Origin of the sequence: Nostoc sp. (assembly GCF_035638895.1) — a bacterium.
Lineage (GTDB): Bacteria > Cyanobacteriota > Cyanobacteriia > Cyanobacteriales > Nostocaceae > Nostoc.
The window spans coordinates 1-3919 of record NZ_DASQZC010000509.1 but is presented as its reverse complement, the minus strand read 5'-3'; the positions used below and the strand labels follow the sequence as shown (position 1 = coordinate 3919).

The 3919-nt window shown below is 43.4% G+C and carries 4 protein-coding genes; 1 reads left to right on the top strand and 3 read right to left on the bottom strand.

Annotated features, from left to right (window positions below; genetic code table 11):
• Window positions 1–130: 130 nt before the first annotated feature.
• Complete coding sequence (locus VE944_RS25600) at window positions 131–1786, top strand: alpha-keto acid decarboxylase family protein (RefSeq protein WP_324983753.1); 1656 nt, start codon at window positions 131–133, stop codon at window positions 1784–1786.
• 159 nt (window positions 1787–1945) lie between these two features.
• On the opposite strand, the gene VE944_RS25595 is transcribed toward VE944_RS25600, so the two are convergent.
• The 3 genes from VE944_RS25595 to VE944_RS25585 are packed head-to-tail and all read right to left on the bottom strand — an operon-like array spanning window position 1946 to window position 3893.
• Window positions 1946–3319, bottom strand: coding sequence for an AtzE family amidohydrolase (locus VE944_RS25595; RefSeq protein WP_324983750.1), 1374 nt, complete (start codon window positions 3317–3319; stop codon window positions 1946–1948).
• A complete protein-coding gene (locus VE944_RS25590; protein ID WP_324983747.1) occupies window positions 3316–3504 on the bottom strand; it encodes a DUF4089 domain-containing protein in 189 nt (62 codons plus the stop codon). Before VE944_RS25590 ends, VE944_RS25595 begins: the two co-directional genes overlap by 4 nt.
• Window positions 3505–3545: 41 nt before the next feature.
• On the bottom strand, window positions 3546–3893 hold the full coding sequence (locus VE944_RS25585; RefSeq protein ID WP_324983745.1) for a DUF952 domain-containing protein: 348 nt from the start codon (window positions 3891–3893) through the stop codon (window positions 3546–3548).
• Window positions 3894–3919: the final 26 nt, after the last annotated feature.

The following is a 3919-nucleotide window of genomic DNA, read 5'->3' as shown; positions in this document are numbered from 1 at the left end:
GTGGCGGTCTGAAAGTTCTCTTAATTGTCTTCTCTAAATTGCAAATTCTCAATTCTAAATTCAAGCACCAAGATTTTTATGCTGACTGTAAAAATATTTCAGATACAAGAGGATAAATAGAGGTAAAACAATGACAAATTTTACTATTGGTGATTATTTACTGATTCGTCTCAAACAAATTGGTGTCAAGCATATCTTTGGTGTCGCTGGCGACTACAATATGGAATTTCTTGACTCTATTGTGAATCAGGAAGACATTGAGTTAGTTAGTACTTGCAACGAACTTAACGCAGCATACGCTGCTGATGGCTATGGTCGCCTCAATGGCATTGCAGCACTAATTACTACTTTCGGCGTTGGTGAACTTAGTGCTATTAATGGCATTGCTGGAGCTTATGCCGAACACGTTCCTGTTGTAACGATTACCGGATCTCCTGCCACCAAAATTCAAGCATCTGGTTCGCTTGTCCATCATACATTTGGTACTGGTGATTTTTCTATGTTTGCCCGAATGTATGAAAAGGTAACGGCGGCTCAAGCATATTTAACAACAGAAAATGCAACAGTAGAAATTGACAGAGTTTTGGGTATCTGTCTTCTGAAGAAATTACCCGTTTACATCTCCATACCTATGGATGTTGCTTCACATGAAATGGTTGCACCGTCTGATTCATTGAAACCCCCTGTATTCCAGAGCGAGAGCGCTACTTTAGCTGAGGCAGTTGATGCCTGTATAACCATACTGGAGAAGGCTAACAAACCAGTTATTCTTGCTGATGTTGGTGTGGATCGCGATCGCCTGCATGGGGAATTGCGAGAATTGCTGGCAGCTACCGGATACCCTTATGCCACGATGAACATGGGAAAAGGACTGCTGGAAGAAACGCACCCCCAGTTCATCGGCATCTATAATGGTGCTGCCAGTGAGGAATATGTCAGAAAACGTATTGAAGAGGCAGATTGTGTGTTGAGTATCGGTGCCTTGATGACTGATTTCAACACAGGGAAGTTTTCTGCCAAACTCGATCCAAGTCGAACTATTGAAGTGCATAGCCAGCATCTCAAAATTAAACATGCGCTGTACAAGAATGTAGCGATGCGGGATGTGCTGTCTGCTTTAAGCAAACGTTTGCAGCGCCGCGATGCTCAAACGCTGGACTTCAAGTCTGCAATGGACAATTTGGATGCTGGCTTCACGACTCCCTTCCAAGCAAACACGGATGGGGCTATTACACAACGGCGTTTTTGGTATAGACTAGCTCATTTCCTTAAAGAAGATGACATTATCGTTGCCGAGACTGGAACTTGTTTGTTTGGAGCCTCTGTAATTCCTTTGCCAAAGGGAAGCACCTTCGTGGGACAAGTGCTTTGGGGTTCGATTGGCTACTCGGTTGGCTGCTTGCTCGGTTGTGCGATCGCAGCTCCACAACGACGATCTATTCTATTAGTTGGTGACGGGTCGTTCCAAATGACAGCACAAGAACTGTCAACAATATTACGCTATAACCTGAAACCAATTATTTTTCTCATTAACAACGATGGATATACTATAGAGCGTGATATCCACGGTGCAACTATGCCTTATAACGACATTCAACGCTGGAATTATCACAAACTTCATGAAATTTTTGCTAGTAATGGCTGGGGCATTAAAGTAAGTACTGAGCCTGAGTTAGAGTCGGCATTGCAAAAAGCCGAACAAAATCGTGACCAACTCGCTTTCATTGAGGTGGTAATGGACAAAATGGACAGCCCAGAAACTCTTTTGAAGATGTTGCAAAAGTAAAGCATATAAATGTACATTAGGGACTTTCAAGGGAAAAATATCCCATCCCTGCGGGACGCTACGCGTACCTTGCTTCCCCAAAGGGTAAGCTTTTAGGGCAGGGGGAGGAAAAGTCGTTTTGATTCCAAAAATTGGATAATTTATTTTTTGGAGGTATTTTTATAATGCTGGTGCTGAAACTACACCCTTTGCCTCTAACGTAGCCGCAACCCGTAAAATTAACGCTTCATTATATGGTGCTGCTATCAATTGCACACCAAGAGGTAAAGCATTTTGGCGCTGAATTGGTACTGATAAAACTGGTAAACCAATAAAAGATAATGGTTGAGTAAATAATCCTAAATGGGGACGGACAAGAATTTCTTCACCATCCAAAATCATAGTTTGTTGACCAATTAGCGGTGCGGAAATTGGTGTAGTTGGGGCGAGAATCACATCGACATTTTGAAAGACTTCCCGAACGCGATCGCGGTACCATTTTCTAAAGCGTTGTGCTTGCAGATACCAGCTACTAGGAATTAACGCCCCAGCTAAAAAGCGATCGCGTGTTGCTGAATCAAAATCTTGAGGACGCGATCGCAATTGATCCAAATGCAGATTTGCGCCCTCGCTAGCTGTAATCACAAATGCCGCAGCACGGGCGCGGTGTGCTTCTGGTATTGTTACGTATTCCGTGACTTCTATTGCATCAGCTATCTTTTGCACTGCTGCTAAAGCTTCTGGTTCTGCGCCTTTAGTGAAATAATCAGCAGCGATCGCAATTCTGATATCAGAAATATCTTGATTGAGTTGTGGTAAAACCAATTCAGGCGGACGCTTAGTGCAAATTGGATCGCGATCGTCTTCTCCCTGAAGCACATCAAACACCGTAGCGATATCCTGCACCGAACGCGCAAAAGGGCCAATATGATCAAAACTACTAGAAAATAAAGCTACCCCAGCACGAGATAACCTCCCATAAGTCGCCTTCAACCCAAAAACGCCACATAACGCCGCCGGAACACGAATTGAACCATTTGTATCAGAACCCAGCGTCAACGGTACTAACCCAGCAGCAACCGCCGCAGCCGAACCACCTGATGAACCACCAGCAACTCGCTGTAAATCATGGGGGTTGTGAGTAGCACCGTAATGGGAATTTTCCGTTACAAACCCATAAGCGTACTCATCCATATTCAAAGCGCCAACCAGCACAGCACCCGCTTGTTTCAACTTCGCTACTGCGGTTGCATCAAGGCTAGCTGCTGGGTTTTCTGCATTGATTTTTGAACCCGCCAGAGTCGTTAAACCAGCTATATCAAAGAGATTTTTCACCGCAAAAGGCACACCAGCAAGCGTTCCAGGATTATTACCTTGGGCAATTTCCCTGTCAATGCGGGCTGCATCTGTTAAAGCTGTTTCAGCAGTGACAGCCGTAAAACAATTGAGTTGATTATCCCGCGCTGCTATTCGTGCGATCGCAGCCTTGGTAACTTCCACCGCACTAACTTTGCCTTCACGTACAGCAGTAGCTATCGATACAGCATCATTCATGGTTCAAAAACTGGTGCAATTTCAATATCCTCTGGTATAGGAAAAGAATTTACAAGATTAGCGATCGCATTAATTCTCTCAAAATTTGCTACCACACCATCTCGATACTCATCCCTTAGCTGCAAATCCAATAACAACGCCATAAGATCAACATACTCACCTACATCAAACCCTTCTCTTCTCATCTCTCCTCCTCTGTGCCCTCTGCGCCTCTGCGGTTCGTTAATTATAAATCTGTTACCTCTTTCGGCAACACAAAAAATCCATCCTCCCCCGCCTTAAAATCAACAACCTGAAACACAGCATCAATATTCAACTCACCATAAATATGAGGAAATAAATTATCTACCTCCGCAGCTTCATAACGAATTTCAGCTTTAACTTGTTCAGAATCAATGCAAAGAATTACCAAACCCTTTTGATTAACAAAAAAACGATTCGCCACCCAGATAACTTGCTCTGCTGTCGAACAGTGGATAAATCCTTCCGAATCTAACGTATCACCCCGATAGCTTCCGAGAATTTTTGCTTGTTCCCATTGTTCGCTTTTGGTGATATGTAAAATAGTGTTCATAGTAATTAATTAACAAATGCGATTAA